The organism is Kosakonia sp. MH5 (genome assembly GCF_009935945.1).
GTDB lineage: Bacteria > Pseudomonadota > Gammaproteobacteria > Enterobacterales > Enterobacteriaceae > Kosakonia > Kosakonia radicincitans.
Map to the genome: position 1 here is coordinate 500,526 of NZ_QODH01000002.1, position 16,477 is coordinate 517,002.

General features: G+C 57.7%; 11 protein-coding genes. 2 read left to right on the forward strand and 9 right to left on the reverse strand.

Annotated elements, in window-relative coordinates:
• Positions 1–13 precede the first annotated feature (13 nt).
• A complete protein-coding gene (fbaB, locus tag DK872_RS08710) occupies positions 14–1,066 on the forward strand; it encodes a class I fructose-bisphosphate aldolase (RefSeq protein WP_007371229.1) in 1,053 nt (350 codons plus the stop codon).
• A gap of 112 nt (positions 1,067–1,178) precedes the next feature.
• On the opposite strand, the gene yegS is transcribed toward fbaB, so the two are convergent.
• The 3 genes from yegS to DK872_RS08725 all read right to left on the reverse strand — a co-directional run bounded on the left by yegS (position 1,179) and on the right by DK872_RS08725 (position 4,539).
• Positions 1,179–2,078, reverse strand: a complete 900-nt coding sequence (yegS, locus tag DK872_RS08715; protein WP_007371230.1) for a lipid kinase YegS — start codon at positions 2,076–2,078, stop codon at positions 1,179–1,181.
• A gap of 251 nt (positions 2,079–2,329) precedes the next feature.
• Complete coding sequence (gene yegQ, locus DK872_RS08720) at positions 2,330–3,691, reverse strand: tRNA 5-hydroxyuridine modification protein YegQ (RefSeq protein WP_161518244.1); 1,362 nt, start codon at positions 3,689–3,691, stop codon at positions 2,330–2,332.
• 116 nt (positions 3,692–3,807) lie between these two features.
• Entirely contained in the window at positions 3,808–4,539 is a 732-nt protein-coding gene (locus DK872_RS08725) for a tetratricopeptide repeat protein (protein WP_202625983.1), read from the reverse strand.
• A gap of 195 nt (positions 4,540–4,734) precedes the next feature.
• Between DK872_RS08725 and DK872_RS08730 the strand changes: the two genes are divergently transcribed.
• On the forward strand, positions 4,735–5,196 hold the full coding sequence (locus DK872_RS08730; RefSeq protein ID WP_187775391.1) for a helix-turn-helix domain-containing protein: 462 nt from the start codon (positions 4,735–4,737) through the stop codon (positions 5,194–5,196).
• Positions 5,197–5,225: 29 nt separating this feature from the next.
• Here DK872_RS08730 and baeR read toward each other — a convergent pair whose 3' ends face one another.
• Genes baeR through DK872_RS08760 form a run of 6 tightly spaced genes read right to left on the reverse strand, consistent with a single transcriptional unit; the run spans position 5,226 to position 16,363 of the window.
• Entirely contained in the window at positions 5,226–5,948 is a 723-nt protein-coding gene (baeR, locus tag DK872_RS08735) for a two-component system response regulator BaeR (RefSeq protein ID WP_007371234.1), read from the reverse strand.
• Positions 5,945–7,522: a two-component system sensor histidine kinase BaeS gene (gene baeS / locus DK872_RS08740; protein WP_144135097.1), complete on the reverse strand. Its 1,578-nt coding sequence runs from the start codon at positions 7,520–7,522 to the stop codon at positions 5,945–5,947. The genes baeR and baeS overlap by 4 nt, the downstream gene beginning before the upstream one ends.
• Positions 7,519–8,934 (reverse strand): MFS transporter, encoded by a 1,416-nt coding sequence (locus tag DK872_RS08745; protein ID WP_007371236.1) that lies wholly within the window; start codon positions 8,932–8,934, stop codon positions 7,519–7,521. The genes baeS and DK872_RS08745 overlap by 4 nt, the downstream gene beginning before the upstream one ends.
• Positions 8,931–12,008 carry a multidrug efflux RND transporter permease subunit MdtC gene (mdtC, locus tag DK872_RS08750; protein ID WP_007371237.1) on the reverse strand — a complete coding sequence of 1,026 codons (3,078 nt, stop codon included), beginning with the start codon at positions 12,006–12,008 and terminating at the stop codon, positions 8,931–8,933. Before mdtC ends, DK872_RS08745 begins: the two co-directional genes overlap by 4 nt.
• Positions 12,009–15,131 carry an MdtB/MuxB family multidrug efflux RND transporter permease subunit gene (locus DK872_RS08755; protein WP_007371238.1) on the reverse strand — a complete coding sequence of 1,041 codons (3,123 nt, stop codon included), beginning with the start codon at positions 15,129–15,131 and terminating at the stop codon, positions 12,009–12,011.
• A complete protein-coding gene (locus DK872_RS08760) occupies positions 15,131–16,363 on the reverse strand; it encodes an MdtA/MuxA family multidrug efflux RND transporter periplasmic adaptor subunit (RefSeq protein WP_035888742.1) in 1,233 nt (410 codons plus the stop codon). The genes DK872_RS08755 and DK872_RS08760 overlap by 1 nt, the downstream gene beginning before the upstream one ends.
• Positions 16,364–16,477: the final 114 nt, after the last annotated feature.

Genomic DNA, 16,477 nt, shown 5'->3' on the forward strand with positions numbered 1-16,477 from the left:
CGGGAGCATAGCTATGACTGATATTGTGCAGTTACTCGGCAAAGACGCCGACAGCCTTCTGCAACACCGCTGTATGACCATCCCCGCTGACCAACTCTATTTGCCGGGCGGCGATTATGTGGATCGCGTGATGGTCGATAACAATCGTCCGCCTGCGGTACTGCGTAACATGCAGACGCTGTATAACCACGGGCGGCTGGCGGGAACCGGGTATCTGTCCATTCTGCCGGTTGACCAGGGGATTGAGCACTCGGCGGGCGCATCCTTTGCAGCGAATCCGCTCTATTTTGATCCGAAGAATATCGTGGAGCTGGCGATTGAAGCCGGGTGTAACTGTGTTGCCTCTACCTACGGTGTGCTGGCCTCTGTTTCCCGCCGCTACGCGCACCGCATTCCCTTCCTCGTCAAACTCAACCACAACGAAACCCTCAGCTACCCGACGGAATATGACCAGACGCTGTATGCCAGCGTTGAGCAGGCATTCAATATGGGCGCAGTGGCCGTTGGCGCGACCATCTATTTTGGATCGCTGGAATCCCGCCGCCAGATTGAAGAGATCTCTGCCGCCTTTGAACGCGCGCATGAGCTGGGGCTGGTGACCGTGCTGTGGGCCTACCTGCGCAACTCTGCTTTCAAGAAAGATGGCGTGGATTACCATGTTTCGGCGGATTTGACTGGCCAGGCGAATCACATTGCCGCCACTATCGGCGCGGACATCGTGAAGCAGAAAATGGCGGAAAATAACGGCGGCTATAAGGCGGTTAACTTCGGTTATACCGATGAACGCGTCTACAGCAAACTGACCAGCGATAACCCGATCGATCTGGTGCGTTACCAACTGGCGAACTGCTACATGGGGCGCGCGGGGCTTATTAACTCCGGTGGCGCTGCTGGTGGGGACACCGATCTGGCCGATGCTGTCCGTACGGCGGTTATCAATAAACGCGCGGGTGGCATGGGGTTGATCCTTGGCCGTAAAGCGTTCAAGAAAACCATGGCTGACGGCGTGAAACTGATTAACGCCGTGCAGGATGTCTATCTTGATCAGAAAGTGACCATCGCATAACTTTTCCGTTATCTCCTCTCCATTTCGGGGAGGAGATTTTCTTATGAATCAGTAAATTATTTCGATTAAACCCTCCCGCTGACGAGGGCAGGGAAAGGCATTTTTAAGTGGGTCAGCGCAATAACGGGCAATCCGGCGGTAACCGGCACTGCAACGCGTTGGGCAGCACTTCAATGCGGAAATGCTCGCCGCTCAGCGGTTCACCGTCGAGGTTAAAGGTAATTTCATGCGGAGCGCTGATCTCAAACCACGCCGATTTTCCGTCAATAATATGCGGATTATCGTCCGGCTGCGTCAGGGTGGTTAACAGCGCCGGTAACAGCTCTTCGCCGGTAAAAATACGCAGATGCAATAGGCCATCGTTAATCAGCGCCTGCGGGCAAAGCTGTTGTCCGCCGCCCGCCTGGCGGCCGTTACCAATGCCAATCACCAGCGCATCACCCTGCCACTGGAAATCCTCACCGCGAATTTCGCAGCGGTCGGCTTTCAGCTTATCCAGCCGCAGCAGCCCGTGGATCAGATAAGAAACCCCGCCCAGCGCGGCCTTTAGTTTTTCCGGTGTTTCCGTGGTGATGCGGGTACCAAAACCACCGGTTGCCATATTGATAAAACAGGTTTTATCGTTGACGCGGGCGATATCGATAGCCACCGCTTTACCCACTATGGCCAGCTGTAACGCTTTCTCCAGCGTCTCGGGGATCCCCGCGCTGGTGGCAAAATCATTGGCGGTGCCGAGCGGCAAAATACCGAGCGCCGGAATATTATCACCCGTGCAGTTCACCAGCGCTGTTGCCACTTCGTTGATGGTGCCATCGCCACCGCCAGCGATCACCGTATCTACGCCAAGCTGCTGCGCTTCCTTAACGTAGCGCCCGGCATCGCCTTTTTCCCAGGTGACGCGCACCTGAATATCCATGCCTTCGTCACGCAGCAACGCGATAGCTGTGCGCAGCGTTTCGTCGCCAGCGCTTTTACCGTTGAGGATCAATAAGCTTCCAGGAATTTTGCCCATATTTCTCGTCCTTATTGCATGCAATGAGGAAAGTGTATCTCACGAGCGGGGAGGGGGTAAAAAAAGCGGAAAAAAGAGTTAAAAAAAATCAGCCTGCGTAAGGGAGATTACGCAGGCTAAGGAGGTGGTTCCTGGTACAGCTAGCATTTATGGGTTATGTTTTTCAGCGAGATGGATAATACCCATAACGACCGGGGAGGTATGTGATCCGATTCTAAGATTTTTCCAGCCGTAAAAATAACCCTGCTAAATTACTTCGCGTGAGGATTACGCGTCGACTGTCCGGTGAAATTGCGCATCAGAAGCGCATATTCCAGCGCCATATCCTGCGGAACCGGCAACCAGACAGTATAACCATCGCCTGGTGCTACCGGCATCGCTTCGCCTTTGGCGTTTTCCATCTGCTCAAGCGTAAAGTTGACGTTGCCCTGCGGCGTCATCAGCTCCAGGCTGTCGCCGACCGAAAACTTATTTTTCACCGCGACGGCTGCCAGATTGCCTTTACGCTCGCCGGTGAATTCGCCGACAAACTGCTGGCGCTCGGAAACCGAGTAGCCATAGTCATAGTTCTGGTAATCATCGTGCGTGTGGCGGCGCAGGAAACCTTCGGTGTAACCGCGATGCGACAGCCCTTCCAGCGTTTCCAGCAGCGAAGTGTCGAACGGTTTACCCGCGGCGGCATCGTCGATCGCTTTGCGGTAAACCTGCGCGGTACGGGCGCAGTAGTAGAACGATTTGGTACGGCCTTCAATTTTCAGCGAGTGCACGCCCATCTGCGTCAGGCGCTCAACGTGGGCAATTGCGCGCAGATCTTTCGAGTTCATGATGTAGGTGCCGTGCTCATCCTCGAAGGCGGTCATGTACTCGCCTGGACGCTGCGCTTCCTCAATCATAAAGACTTTATCGGTCGGCGCGCCGACGCCCAGCGTGGGTTCGATGTTCTGCACCGGAATCGGTTCGTGAACATGTACGATATTGCCGATAGCGTCTTCTTTGCCTTCCTGCACGTTATATTCCCAGCGGCAGGCGTTAGTGCAGGTGCCCTGGTTCGGATCGCGCTTGTTGATATAGCCTGAAAGCAGGCAACGGCCGGAATAAGCCATGCACAGTGCGCCGTGCACGAAGATTTCGATCTCCATTTCCGGCACCTGGCTGCGAATTTCGGCGATCTCTTCCAGCGACAGCTCGCGGGAGAGGATCACACGCGTCAGCCCCATCTGCTGCCAGAATTTCACCGTTGCCCAGTTGACCGCGTTCGCCTGCACGGAGAGGTGAATCGGCATCTGCGGGAAGTTTTCGCGCACCATCATGATAAGCCCCGGATCGGACATAATCAGCGCATCCGGCCCCATCTCCACCACCGGTTTCAGATCGCGGATGAACGTTTTCAGCTTGGCGTTATGCGGCGCGATATTCACCACTACGTAGAATTTTTTGCCCTGCGCGTGGGCTTCATTGATGCCGATTTGCAGGTTTTCGTGGTTGAATTCGTTATTGCGTACTCGCAGCGAGTAGCGCGGCTGGCCAGCGTAAACGGCGTCCGCGCCGTAAGCGAAGGCGTAACGCATATTTTTCAGCGTTCCCGCCGGGGACAGGAGTTCCGGTTTAAACATGATTTTCTCGTTCTGATGACAGGTCAGATCGCCTCACCAGGTGAGGCGGCGGGGGAGTTCCCCTAAATTTAGGGCGGGAATTGTAGCGCCGCGCGCCAGGGGAGTAAACCTGCGCGTTAGTTCACGCGCAGATAAGTGCCGTCGGCGCTGACGTTATGGCCGAAACCGCAGTTTTCAGCATTGTCGGTGCGGGCATCGAGCTTCAGACCATCCGGTGAAAGCGCCAGGGAGATAGTGCATTGCATGCCAAAATCTTTAATCACCACTGCGCCTTTGCCCTCTTTCAGCGTTACTTTTTCTGAGAACTCGCCTAAATTGGGGCCCGAGTACATCGCCATCAACCCAAAATAAGCGCCTTCCCAGTCCGCCTGCCAGCTATCGCCGCCCCGCGGCTTGAGAATAAAGGTTTGAAAGTTGCCTCGCCCGGCGTACTGCCAGTATTCACCGGAGGGAGAGGTGGGTTTTGGCAGCGCGTCGAGTTTGTCCTTAATCAGCGACAGGTTATAGGCCGATTTTTTATTGTCCGGATAGATAGCCAGCCAGGCCTGCGCTTTACGATAATCACCTTCGCGAATCCAGGTGAGCGCCACGTTGTTATACGCAGTCGCCAGCTTGTCTTCATCAAACTGCTGAACGTTGGCGTCGCACTGCTCCTGCCATGCCACTTGTTGTTCGAACGCTTCCCGGGCTTTGGGATAGTTTTTCGCTTTGTAAAACTGCTCGCCCTGTTTTGCATAACCAGAGATCTTCGCGCAATCGGCGGCCATTTCTTCGTCGGTTATTTCCGCCTGGCAACTGAACGCAGCCAACAGCAGCATCAGTACGCCATAGTCATATTTCCTCACCATCCTTCTCCTTTATTATTGTTTTGATACGTCTGAAGCCGCCCGCCATGATACAGAGGATTACAGCATTGTTCACGACCGGTTTATACTCGGCGCTGGGCCTTGTCAGGGCGGTGTCGTGTTGCTGTCGGGTAACGATCGTGTTGCTGTCCGCGTGGTTCAGCGACACTGCAAGCCGGTTTCCTGTGGAGAAATATCATGAGCAATAAAGTGAAAGCGTTCCGTCTGGCCCGCGCCTGGTCGCAGGAGCAGCTTGCAGAGATGGCAGCGTTGAGCGTCAGAACGGTGCAGCGAATTGAAGGTGGCGATCAACCTTCGCTGGAGACGCTGAGTGCGTTAGCGGCGGTGTTTGGCGTCAGTGTCACTGAGTTATCCGGGCAGGCGGAAGCGGGGGAAGAGGCGCTGGATCAGCGCATTACTGCTGCGCGGGAAAAGCTCGATGCCGAAAGCCGCTTCTGGCGATCGCTTATCACCGCCGTCATTGTCTGCGCGCTGCTCTATTTCCTTAATCGCAGTACCGCGCCAGAACCGCTGTGGTCACTGTGGGTGGTAGCGATTTGGGGCGGATTGCTGCTGGTGCGGGGATTGCGGCTCTTTGTCTTCGCTGAGCCGATCGCCCGCTGGCGCAAACAGCGTTTACAGCGGCTGTTGCGTAAATAAAACACCGTCGGGCGTGAAGCCCGACAGCGTTACGCCAGTTTGCAGGCGTCGGCTTCCCAGCGGTAGCCGACGCCATAAACTGCGCGGATAAAGGATTGTTCCTCATCCAGCGCTTCCAGTTTACGGCGCAGGTTTTTGATATGGCTATCGATAGTGCGGTCGGTCACCACGCGATAGTCATCATAAAGATGGTTGAGCAGTTGTTCGCGGGAGAAGACCTTACCCGGCTCGCTGGAGAGGGTTTTCAGCAGGCGGAACTCAGCCGGGGTGAGATCCAGCAGTTTGTTGTGCCAGCTTGCCTGGAAACGCCCTTCATCAACAATCAGCGGGCTTTCCGCATCCAGCGCCTGCAATTCGCGTTGCGGCTTGCAGCGGCGCAGAATGGTTTTGACTCGCGCTACCACTTCGCGCGGGCTGTAGGGTTTGCAGATGTAGTCGTCGGCGCCAATTTCCAGCCCCAGCAGACGATCGATCTCCTCAATTTTTGCCGTCACCATAATGACCGGCACATTGGAGAAGCGACGGATCTCCCGGCACAGGGTCAGACCATCGGTGCCGGGCAGCATCAGATCGAGCAGGATCAAATCCGGCGGCGTCTGGCGGACATATCCCAGCACCTGATCGCCGTGGTTAATCAGCGTCGGCGCGTAGCTGGCCGCCCGCAGATAATCGATCAGCAACTGTCCCAGCTTCGGCTCATCTTCCACGATCAGAATACGCGGCGTGTTTTCATCAATGGGTAGCTCAGTCATACTTCTCTCGATTGTTCGCCTTCAAGCGGTAATTCAACTGTAATGGTAACCCCGCCAAATGGCGAGTGCCCGGCGTGGATAGCGCCACCGTGGGCCTCCACAATATTCAAACAGATTGCCAGCCCCAGGCCGGAGCCGCCGCTGGCGCGGTTGCGCGATCCTTCCGTGCGGTAGAAACGCTCAAACAAGCGCGTCAGCTGCTCGTCGGTAACGCCCGGCGCGCTGTCGGCAAAGCGCAGGATCAGTTTGCCGTCGCGGGTGGTGGACTGAATTTGCGTTTGTCCGCCGCCATCCGTATAGCGCAGGCTGTTTTCCAGCAGATTATTAAACAGCTGCATCAGGCGATCGGGATCGCCAAATACTCTGCCACTGGTGGACTGCAAATCCAGCGACAAGTTCAGGTTTCGGCTGATAAAACGTTCATGAAACGCGCCAGCCGCAATCTCCAGCAACGTCACCACATCCACCGGCGTGCGCTGGTAGGCCAGCGCGCCCTCGTCGGACATCGACAACTGATGTAAATCGTTCACCAGCTTGGTGAGCGTGCCGACCTCTGCCTGTAACGACAGTACCGACTCCGGCGTAAATTTGCGTACGCCGTCCTGAATCGCCTCCAGCTCGCCGCGCAGTACCGCCAGCGGCGTGCGCAGTTCGTGGGAGATATCAGCCATAAAATCGCGACGCATTTGCTGGTTTTTCTCCAGCGTACTGGCCAGCAGGTTAAAGTCGCGTGCCAGCCTGCCCAGTTCATCCTGGCTGTCCGTCGTGACGCGCGTCGAGAAATCCCCGGAGGCCAGTTTGTGCGTCCCCTCGACCAGCCGTTTCACCGGTGCCAGCAGGCCGCGCGCCAGCGGGAAGGTGGCCAGCGCCGCCAGCAGCGTAGCAAGGCAGACAATCAACCAACTGGTACGGCGCTGTTGACGGTCAAAATTGATGTCGGTATTGCGCGTTAACCGTTCAACCGGGGAGGCAATCACCCAGCCCACCGTTTTCTGGTTCACTACAATCGCCCGGCGGTTGCCTTCGTCCGGCACCGTGCCGCGCGGGCCGACCAGCACATTGTTGTTCTGATCGACAACCCAGAACACCGTGCGCCAGCCGCGCGGTGGCGGCGGACCAGGTGGGCCAGGAGGTGGATCATCGTTTTCCATCCCGCGATCGGATTCGGCGTTATTGTCTGGCCCCATGCCCCGAGCCGCTCCCTGGTTGTCCGCTACCATTCCACGATCTGCGCTACCATTGTTGCTCATTGCGCGATCCCGCTGCATGCCGCGTTCCGGCATACCAGCGTGATCATCTTCATGGTCGTTATCGCGTTCGAAAGATCGCAGGATCTGGAAAATCATCCGGTCGTTATTGCGCAGAAATTGCCAGTCGCCGTGCTGGGCGTACTGCTCGGCCAGCGTATCGCTCAACAGTTGCAGGCGCTGCTCGTTGCCGCGCTTAATATAGTCGATAAACCCGCGCTCAAAGCTGATTCGCACCGCCCAGTGCATGATGATCAGCAGTACGATGCAGGTGGTCAAAATGGCCAGAAAAAGTTTGGCCGTAATACCCGGCCGCCAGAATTTCATGATTCTCTCCTGTTGCGACGGGCAATCACGACGTTCTGGCTGGCGTCATGCGGGACGCGGGCGAAGATCAACGCCGGTAATGAAATAATCACCGCCATACTGAGATAAGCGTAAAGGAAAACATGGTGCGCCACGCCGCTGTCAGCTGAAAGATGTTGCTGGCCGAACAGGCCAAGCAGCAAACCGGCGACGGTAACGCCGATACTCATCGACAACTGCATGATCATCGACAGCAGGCTGTTGCCGCCGCTGGCCAGTTCATCGGGCAGATCTTTCAGTGTCAGAGTATTCATTGAAGAGAAGCGCATCGAGTTAATCATTCCCTGACAGAACAGCACCACCGGCAGCAGATAGTACCAGCCGAGCAGGGCGGTGGTCATAAACAGCAGGCTCACCAGCGCCAGGCCAAGGGTGGAACAGACCAGTGCGCGGCGATAACCAAAACGGTTAACCAGCTGCACGACAATCCGCTTCATGCCCATACTGCCCAGCACCATCGGGATCATCATCAGCCCGGCGTGGAACGGTGAAAAGCCAAGGCCAATCTGCAAAAACACCGGCGTCATAAACGGAAGCATGCCACTGCCGATACGCCCGGCGAAGCTCCCGGCCAGCCCCAATGAAAACGAAGGCGTGCGGAACAGCCGCAGGTTGAACAACGCGCTGTCGTTGCCTCTGGCGTGCAGCAGATAAAATAGCGTCGCCGCTGCGCCCACCGTCACCAGCGCGCCAAGCTGGACGGTCGAAAGCCCCAGCCCGCGGCTACCGTCGAGCGCCAGCGTCAGCGTCGCCATACCGCAGGCCAGCAACGCAAAACCCGCCATGTCAAAACGACGGGTTTGCAGTTTATAGTTCGGCATCAGGCTCAGTGTGGCGATCGCGCCGATAATGCCGACCGGCAGGTTAATCAGGAAGATCCAGTGCCACGACGCATATTCCACCAGAACCCCGCCGAGCGCCGGGCCGAGCAGCGGGCCGATTTGCCCCGGCAGAGTGACGAAGGTCATCGCCGCCATATATTGGTCACGCGGGACAATTTTCATCACCGTCAGCCTGCCTACTGGCACCATCATTGCCCCGCCGACACCCTGTAAAACCCGCGCCATCACCAGTTGGTCAAGGGTTGAGGCCTGCGCGCAAAATAGCGAACCGGTGGTGAACAGCACAATGGCGATGAAAAAGATATTGCGCACGCCGACCCGATCCGCCAGCCAGCCGCTGGCTGGCAGCATCACCGCCACGGTCAATACATAGGAGACCACCACCATGTGCATATGCAGCGGGCTCTCCCCCAGGCTTCGCGCCATCGAGGGGAGGGCGGTATTCACAATAGTGGTATCCAGCGACTGCATAAAAAAGCCAAAGGCGACAATCCATAGTTGCCAGCGGATGTTTTTGGGGAGTTCATTCATTCACTAACAGGCTCTCTCTCTTTCTGGCTAAAACGCATACGCAGGCGGTCAAAGAAGAGATAGACCACCGGCGTTGTATACAGGGTAAGAAGCTGGCTCATCACCAGGCCGCCGACGATAGTGATCCCCAGCGGCTGGCGCAGTTCGGAGCCATCGCCGCCGGAAATGACCAGCGGCAGCGCGCCAAACAGCGCCGCCAGGGTGGTCATCATGATCGGACGAAAACGCAGCAAACAGGCCTGGAAGATGGCCTCTTCTGCGCTCAGGCTGCCCTTGCGCTGGGCTTCTAGGGCGAAGTCGACCATCATTATGGCATTCTTCTTCACTATCCCGATCAGCAACATGATGCCAATCAGTGCGATCAGGCTAAAGGGCGCGCCAAACAGTTCCAGCGCCAGCAGTGCGCCGACGCCCGCCGAGGGCAGCGTGGAGAGAATGGTCAGCGGGTGGACGTAGCTCTCGTAGAGGATCCCCAGCACGATATAGACCGTGGCAATCGCTGCCAGGATCAGGATCACCTGTGAATTCATCGTCTCCTGGAATACTTGTGCTGTACCGGCGAAGCTGCCGCGCACGCTCGAAGGGACGCCAAGTTGCGTCATCGCACGATCGATGGCGTCGCTGGCTTCCGACAGCGACGTGCCTGTCGGCAGGTTAAAGGCGATGGTCGACGCCGCCGACAGCCCCTGATGGTTCACCGACAGCGGCGCATTCGCCGGTTGCCAGTGGGCAAAGTAAGAGAGCGGAATCGACTGGCCTTCGCTGTTGATCACATACATCTTGTCCAGCGCGCTCACGTCCTGGGTATAGCGGGGATCAACTTCCATCACCACTTTGTACTGGTTAAGCGGTTGATAAATAGTGGAGATCTGCCGTTGACCAAAGGCGTTATTCAGCAGGCTGTTGGCCGCTTCAACACTGATGCCCAGCCGCGACATCGTTTCGCGATCGTAAACCAGGTTCATCTCCGCGCCGTTGTCCTGCTGGTCTGAGTTGACGTCCGCCAGTTGCGGCAGCGCCGCCAGCGCTTTACGGATCTTCGGCTCCCATTCGCGCAGGGCGCTGAGATCGTCCGACAGCAGGGCGAACTGGTAGCTGGCATTGGCCTGCCGCCCGCCGACGCGAATATCCTGTACGGCCATCAAAAACAGGCTTGCACCAGGCTCTTTCGCCAGTTTAACGCGTAACCGGTCAATCACCTGCTGCGCCGTTTCATTACGAATATGTCGGGATTTGAGGGTGATAAACATCATGCCGCTGTTCACGCGCGAGCCGCCGGTAAAACCGGTGACATTATCCACCGCCGGGTCGTCACGGATGATTTTCATAAAATCCTGCAACTTACCGCGCATCGCCTGGAAGGAGATACTCTGATCCGCCTGAATGCCGCCCATCAGCACGCCGGTGTCCTGCTCCGGGAAGAAGGTTTTCGGAATGGAGATATAGAGCCAGACATTCAATGCGATGGTGCCAAGTAGCACCAGACCCACCAGCCGGGCGTGGTTAAGCACCCATTTCAACGAACGGGCGTACTGCTGCTGGAGCGCAATCAGCAGACGACCAACGCCTCTTTCCCGCGTGCGTTCGCGCGGTTTATGGCGCTTCAGCAGCCAGCCGCACATCATCGGCGTCAGCGTCAGTGAAATGACCAGCGAGATGCCAATCGCCACCGACAACGTGACGGCAAACTCGCGCAATAGCCTGCCCGGCAGACCGGCCATCAGCAGCAGCGGCAGGAACACCGCTACCAGCGACAGGCTCATCGACAGCACGGTAAAACCGACTTCCCGCGTCCCCTGCAATGCCGCCTGTAACGGTTTTACGCCCGCTTCAAGATGGCGGGAGATGTTTTCCAGCACCACAATGGCATCGTCAACGACAAAGCCGGTGGCGATGGTCAGCGCCATCAGCGACAGGTTATTCAGGCTGAAACCGCACAGGTACATAGCGGCAAAGGTGCCAATCAGCGAAACCGGTACGGCGACAGCCGGAATAAGCGTCGCGCGGCCGGAACGCAAAAACAGGAACACCACCAGGATCACCAGCGCCACCGAGATCACCAGTGTCTGCTCCACTTCCGCCAGCGAGGCGCGAATGGTTGGCGAACGATCCTGGGCGATTTGCAGATCGATAGCGGCAGGAATGGTTTTCTGTAATTCCGGCAGGCGGGCGCGGATGCTGTCCACCGTCTGAATAATATTGGCTTCCGGTAGTTTGCGGATCATCAGCAAAATCGCCGGCTTTGCGTTGGTCATCCCGGCGTTGCGCACATCCTGCACCGAGTCGCTGACCGTGGCGACATCGCTTAAACGTACTGCCGCGCCGTTGTTGTAATGAATGATCAACGGCTGGTATTCGGCCGCCGTTTTCAGCTCATCATTCGTTTGTATTTGCCAGCGTTGAGCGCCGTCATCCACAGCGCCCTGCGGACGACGGACGTTGGCGCTGCTGATGGCGGTACGCACGGCATCGAGTGACACGCCCTGATTAAACAGCGCCTGCGGATTGAGATCGACGCGCACCGCGGGCAGCGAACTTCCGCCGACATCCACATCGCCGACGCCGTCGATCTGTGAGATGGTTTGTGCCAGCTGCGTCGAGGCAAAATCGTATAACTGGCCCTGCGAATAGGTATCCGAGGTCAGCGTCAGGATCATGATCGGCGCGTCCGACGGGTTCGCTTTGCGGTAGGTCGGACGGCTCGGCATACCGCTTGGCAGCAGGCTTTGCGCCGCGTTGATCGCCGCCTGCACATCGCGCGCGGCACCGTTGATATTGCGGTCAAAATTAAACTCTAAAATGATGCGCGTACTGCCCAGCGAGCTGGAGGAGGTCATCTCGCTGACCCCGGCAATCCGCCCCAGCGAGCGTTCCAGCGGCGTAGCGACCGACGACGCCATCGTCTCCGGCGAGGCGCCAGGTAGCGAGGCGCTGACCATGATCACCGGAAAATCGACCTGCGGCAGCGGGGCCACCGGCAACAGCCGGAAGCCGAGGATGCCGCACAGCGTTATCGCCAGCGAAATCAAAATCGTCGCCACCGGGCGGTAAATGAAGAGGGCGAAAAACTTCACTTACGCCTCCTCTTCACGGCGCGGGAAGCGCTGTTTTACGGCCAGCGACAGGCGGTCGAACAGCAGATAAATCACCGGTGTGGTAAACAGCGTCAGCACCTGGCTGACCAGCAAGCCTCCCACCATGCCGATACCCAGCGGGCGGCGCAGCTCTGCGCCCACGCCAGTGCTGAGCATCAGCGGCAGCGCACCGAGCAGGGCCGCCAGCGTGGTCATCAGGATCGGGCGAAAACGCAGCAGGCAGGCCTGGAAAATCGCGTCGCGCGGCGCCATCCCCTCTTCGCGTTCGGCGGCGAGAGCGAAGTCGATCATCATGATGGCATTTTTCTTGACGATACCAATCAGCAGAATGATGCCGATAATGGCAATCACATCCAGCTCACTGCCGGAAATCATCAGCGCCAGCAGCGCGCCAACGCCCGCGGTCGGCAACGTCGAGAGAATAGTGACCGGGTGAATAAAACTCTCATATAGCACGCCGAGCACGATATACATTGCCACCACTGCTGCGACGATCAGCCAGACCGTGCTGCCAAGTGCAGACTGGAACGCCAGCGTGCTGCCCTGGAACTGGGTGCGGATATCCGTCGGGAAATTGAGGGTTTTTTCGCTGTCGGTGATCGCCTGAACCGCATCGCCCAGTGAATAGCCGCTCGCCACGTTAAAAGAGATGGTGGTGGAGGGGAATTGATCGAGGTGGTTAATACTCAGCGGCGCAAAGCGTTGTTCCACTTTGGCAATCGAGGATAAAGGCACCACGCCGCCGCCGCTGCTGGCCAGGCGGATATTCTCCAGCGCTGCCAACCCCGGCGTTTGCGTGGTGTCGTGTTCCAGCACCACACGATACTGGTTTGACTGGGTATAGATGGTGGAGATCAGCCGCTGGCCGAAGGCGTTATACAGCGCGTTATCAACATCCGACATGGTGATACCAAGACGGCTGGCGGTGTTGCGGTCAACGTTGATCCTGGCCACCAGCCCTTTGTCCTGCCAGTCGCTGCTGACATCAGCAAGTTGCGGCAGCGCTTCCAGTTTAGCGATCAGTTGCGGCACCCAGGTGCTCAGCGCCTCCAGCGAGTTTGCCTGCAAGGTAAACTGGTACTGGGTGCGGCTGACCGTGGTGTCGATGGTCAGATCCTGCGTCGGTTGCAGATAGAGCGCCACGCCGGGCACTTTTGCCGCCGCCTGTTGCAGGCGCGCAATCACTGTCTGTACGCGGTCGTCGCGCTCATCCAGCGGCTTAAGGTTGATTTGCAGACGCGCGCTGTTCAGCGACGGGTTGGTACCATCGACGCCAACAAACGAGGTCAGGCTTTCAACCGCCGGATCCTGCAGGATAACGTCGGCAACCTGCCGCTGGCGCTGCGCCATGCTGGCAAACGACGCCGACTGCGGCGCCTGGAGCGTGCCCTGAATGATGCCGTTGTCCTGTACCGGGAAGAAGCCTTTCGGGATGAAAACCCACAGCGCCACCGACAGCAACAGCGTGCCTATCGCCACGCTGAGCGTCAGCCACGGGTGGTTGAGCACTTTCGCCAGCAGGTGGCCATACCCGGCAATCACGCGCTCAAAAAAACGCTCCGAGGCGCGGGAAAAACGGTTCTGCTTGCGCAGGGATTCAGCGCTCAGCATGCGCGCGCACATCATCGGCGTCAGTGTCAGTGAAACGATAGCCGATATAAGAATGGCCACCGCCAGCGTGACGGCGAACTCGCGGAACAGGCGCCCGACAATATCGCCCATAAACAGCAGCGGGATCAGCACGGCAATCAGCGAGAAGGTGAGGGAGATAATGGTAAAGCCGATCTCGCCTGCGCCTTTCAGCGCCGCCGCCAGCGGTTTTTCCCCTTTTTCGATATAGCGCGAGATGTTCTCAATCACCACAATCGCGTCATCCACCACAAAGCCGGTGGCGATGGTCAGCGCCATCAGCGTCAGGTTATTGATAGAGAAATCGAGAAACACCATCACCGCAAAGGTGCCGATAAGCGACAGCGGCACGGCCACGCCAGGGATGATAGTGGCCGGAATATTGCGCAGAAACAGATAGATAATCATCACCACCAGCGCGATAGCCAGCATCAGTTCGAACTGGGTGTCGCTGACCGAGGCGCGGATGTTGTTGGTGCGATCGGAGAGCACTTTCACCGTGACCGATTTCGGCAGGCTCTCCGTTAACTGCGGCAGCAGAGTACGAATGCTGTCGGCGGTATCAATAATGTTGGCGCCCGGCTGACGCTGGACGTTCATCACAATAGCCTGTTGCTTATTCGCCCATGCGCCAAGCCAGCTATTTTCTGCGCCCTGTTCCACGGTTGCCACATCGCCCAGGCGAATGGGCGCACCGTTCTGGTAAGCGACAATCAACTGGCGGTACTCTTCGGCGGACTGCATCTGATCGTTGGCCGAGAGCGTGACGGCGCGCGTTGGGCCATCGAGGCTCCCTTTTGCCGAGTTAACGTTGGCATTGTCGATGGCGGTACGAATGGTTTCGCTGGTCAACCCCAGCGCGGCGATGGCCTGTGCGTTAAGTTTGACGCGCACTGCCGGGCGCTGGCCGCCGGAAAGCGTGACCAGACCAACGCCGGAAACCTGCGAAATTTTCTGCGCGACGCGCGTTTCGACCATATCTTCCACCTGCGTCATCGGCATGGCGGAAGAGGTGACTGCCAGCGTCATGATCGGCGGATCGGCCGGGTTAACTTTGCTGTAAACCGGCGGGTTAGGCAGATCGGAAGGGAGCAAGCTGTTGGCCGCGTTCATTGCCGCCTGCACTTCCTGCTCGGCAACATCCAACGGCAGCGTGAGCTGGAACTGCAACGTCACCACCGATGCGCCGCCGGAGCTTTGCGACGACATCTGTTTTAAGCCCGACATCTGGCCAAATTGCCGTTCGAGCGGCGCGGTTATCGCCGACGTCACCACATCCGGGCTGGCTCCGGGGTAAAGGGTGACTACTTGAATGGTGGGGTAATCCACTTCCGGCAGCGCAGAGACGGGAAGAAAACGGTAGCCGATGACCCCGGCAAGCAGAATCGCCACCATCAATAAGGTGGTGGCGACCGGGCGTAAGATAAACAGACGGGAAGGACCTCCCGTCCGGCCTGGCGGTAGCAACTGCATCAGGAGTGCGCTCCTTTCGCCGGATGCTCACGTTTTGTGGGCATCTGCTGGGCGCTTTGCGCATCCACCACTTCCACTTTGGCCCCTTCGGTCAGACGGTCGATACCGTCCGTCACTACGCGATCGCCCGCCGACAGCCCGGCGGCAATCACCACTTTCTGGCTGTCCTGAATACCCGGCGTAACGATATGTTTGCTGACCTGGTTATTCTCATTCACCACCCAGACAAAGTTGCCTTCATTACCCATTTGCAGCGCAGCGGCAGGGATCACAACGGCATCTTGTTGCGTGGCGACCAGCATGCGCGCATTGACGAACTGGTTGGGGAACAGCGCGTCGTCCTGGTTATTAAAGCGTGCTTTCAGTTTGATGGTGCCGGTGGTGGCATCGATCTGGTTATCAAGACTGAGCAGCGAACCGCTGCTCAGTTTCTGTTTGTTCGTGCGATCCCAGGCTTCCACTACCAGCGGTTGGCCTGCTTTTTGCGCCTGCACCACGGTGGCGATTTCGCTTTCCGGCAGGGTAAAAACGAGGTCAATCGGGTGGGTTTGCGTCAGCACCACAATACCGGTGGTGTCGCTGCTGCTGATTTGGTTACCAATATCCACCTGCTTTAAGCCAACGCGCCCGGAGATGGGTGCCGTGATGCGGCTCCAGTCCAGCTGCAACTGGGCGCTGGCGACCGAAGCTTCATCGGCTTTGACGGTGCCTTCAGATTCCGTTACCAGCGCCTGCTGGGTATCGAGATCCTGACGGGAGACGAGACTGGTTTTCGCCAGTTGCTGATAGCGGGCCAGATCGCGGCGCGCATTCGCCAGCGTGGCTTTATCTTTTGCCAGTTGCCCCTGTGCCTGCGCCAGTGCCACTTTAAATTCGCTGGGGTCGATTTCAGCCAGCAGATCGCCGGCCTTAACCTGTTGCCCTTCCTGGAAGTGGAGCGCCATCAGTTGGCCGGAAACACGGCTGCGGACGGTCACGGTATTGGTTGCCGTAATCGTACCGAGACCTGAGAGATAACGTGGAACGGATTCGCGGGTCGCTGTGGCAGCCTGTACCGGCGGTAACGCGCCGCCGCGCATGCCGTGGCGACCGCTGCCAGCCTGACGTTGCGTGTGCCCGGTGGCGGAAGAAGAAGTAGCCTCTTGATGGCTAAAGTGGTACCACGCGGCACCTGCCGCTGCGATAACCACGACCGCAACAAGCGTGCGGCGAAAAGTGAAACTGCGTTTCATCGTTATATGTATCTCGTCCTGAAAAAACCATGACCAAAATAATACTAGTTTAGTGAGGCCTTAACGCAGAAAAATGGAGGAAATATGAAACACTGTTTAGAAACGTCGAGCGGG